This is a genomic window from Holdemania filiformis DSM 12042, assembly GCF_000157995.1.
GTDB lineage: Bacteria > Bacillota_I > Bacilli_A > Erysipelotrichales > Erysipelotrichaceae > Holdemania > Holdemania filiformis.
The window spans coordinates 116,191-118,530 of sequence record NZ_GG657552.1 but is presented as its reverse complement, the minus strand read 5'-3'; the positions used below and the strand labels follow the sequence as shown (position 1 = coordinate 118,530).

The window sequence follows — 2,340 nt, the reverse complement described above, 5'->3', positions numbered from 1 at the left end:
ACGATCCGCTTTCGACTTCACGATGCCGAATTTCTCCAGCAGCGCATACGCTACTTCCTTCTGGTTCTTCGGAATCGCGTTATCCGTTTCCGTCATTGCCAGCTCGATGTTTTCCAAGCCCGTCAGGTAGCTGATCAGGTTGTACTGCTGGAACACGATCCCGATCTTATTGCGGCGGTACTTGTACAGTCCGATCTTATCCAGATCGTCCCCTTCGTAGTAGATTTTGCCGCTTTCTTGCTTATCCAGTCCCGCAATGATCGACAACAAGGTCGTTTTACCGCTGCCGGACGGGCCGAGGATTGTGTAGAACTGCCCCTGCTCAAACTCATAGGACAGATCCTTCAGAATCTGACGCCGGAAGCCGCCGTCTTCATAGCCGTAGTTCAGATTTTCTAACTTTAATATCGTTGTCATTTTCTCTGTCCTCCTTAATTCTGATTCATTAAGATCTTCTTCGGATTAAACCGCATGATCATAAACGACGGAATCAGAATCGAAATGAAGACGACGCCGATGCCCAGAATGTAGATTTCCGCGATGATCATCGGACTGATCTGAACGTCGTATTCCGCTAACAAATCATCCTGACTGATCTCTGTGAAGTAATTCGTTTCTCCCCAGTAGATCGTTCCGTTGTTTTGATCGTCCAGCGAACCATACTGACTTTCCGTATCGACCTGATAATCCATAACCATCTTGCCGACCTGTTTGGCGACGAGTGAACCGCTGGCGACCGACAGGGTGAAGCCGATCAGCGCGACGATGATCAATTCGACAAAGAACTGCGCCACAATCTTCATCTTGGATACGCCCATCGACAACAGCACGCCGATCTCATATTCGCGGGTTTTCAACGTTAAGGCCGTAACGAGCGTGATGATGACGATGGCATTGATCGCGACGATCCAGACGATGATGTTGGAGAACAGCGATAACGTATCTAATGGCCGCGCCAGCTTCTTGAACGTCTCGTTATTCGCGTCGATCTTCATGAAATCTTTCAGATCGCTCTGATGATCCGCGACGAACTGATCGACATTCAGCGGATCGTCCAGCAGGAAGACCGCTTTGTTGACATAGGTGTAGCTTTCCGGCGTCGGCGTTTCGGAATCAACGTAATATTCCGGATTCTGGGCCTTGGAATATTCATACTGCTTAATGCCCATGTTGTAATAAGCGTTGCCATACGCCAAAGCCGGAGCCAGGATTGTATTGTCCGGTGAGTCATACCGGCTCATCCATTTGTATTCGTCAGAATTTTCATCGAGCTCATCGTTGTTGTGATAGATGCCGATGATTTCCAGATTCATGTGAATATCATCCTCCGTGATGCCGCTCTGTTCGTAATACCGCATATCATTCTTACTGACCAGATCGATGGTGATGACATCACCAACGCGCAGATTGTTGTGACTGGCCAGCTTATCAGTGATCAGGCAGACCATTTTACCTTCGTCGACTTCTTCCTGATTATAAAACCGTCCCTCGACAATTTCATACATCTTGTCTTCCAGCTCGATCATATTCGGAAAGTAGTTCGTCTGCAGCTTTAAATCCGGATCGATGTATTCAACGGTTGTTCCATCTTCATAGGTCATCGTTCCCCCGCCGTTATTTTCCCGATCGTTGTTCAGCGGTACCGTTTCAAACCCATTGGAATAAAGCATATTGGTGCTCAGGACGTTGACGGTTTTAACCCGCTCGTCGCTCATCAGGTTTTTGATATCATCCATCGTTACCGACGGATAGTTTTTATAAGCTTCCTGCTGAGCCTCCTCGTCCAGATCCTCTACATATTTACGAAATGCGTCATAGTCCACTTCATAAGAGACAACGGCGCGCATCTTCTGCCGGGTTTCAATCTTGGCCTGCTCCGCCGCGTTATTAATTCCCAATCCGATGATGACTAAATTGCCGATCAAAAAGAAGGTAACCGCCAACAAAATTGATTTTGACATGCGGCGCGTAACGTTTTTAATCGCACGAGTGAAAAAATTCATCTTTATTTCCCCTTTCCACCATGACGGAGACCGCCATGTTCTATTCTACAGCTTCATAGTACCATAGAAGTCTGAATTCTAAATATAGAATTCCTTTCAATTTTATTACAAGAAAAGACCGAAGTGCTTTTACTCCGGTCCTCAATCTCTTTCCCGGCTGCATTTAACCAGCCTTTACGGGATTATCCTTACATATCTTTCAGCTGGCCTTCGTTCAGGACAACGCGATGATCGCTCAGTTGGGAAACGACGTTGGAGTGGGTCACGACGATAACCGTCTTCCCGAATTCCTCCGTCAACATCCGGAAAATCTTAATGATCTCCTGTTCCGTCGCTG

General features: G+C 47.1%; 2 protein-coding genes. Both read right to left on the bottom strand.

The features are described 5' to 3' along the window. The coding region (locus HOLDEFILI_RS01385) for an ATP-binding cassette domain-containing protein (protein WP_006057541.1) at positions 1-417 on the bottom strand (417 nt) is incomplete at its 3' end. 14 nt (positions 418-431) lie between these two features. After that, entirely contained in the window at positions 432-2,003 is a 1,572-nt protein-coding gene (locus HOLDEFILI_RS01380) for an ABC transporter permease (RefSeq protein WP_006057544.1), read from the bottom strand. Positions 2,004-2,340 lie beyond the last annotated feature (337 nt).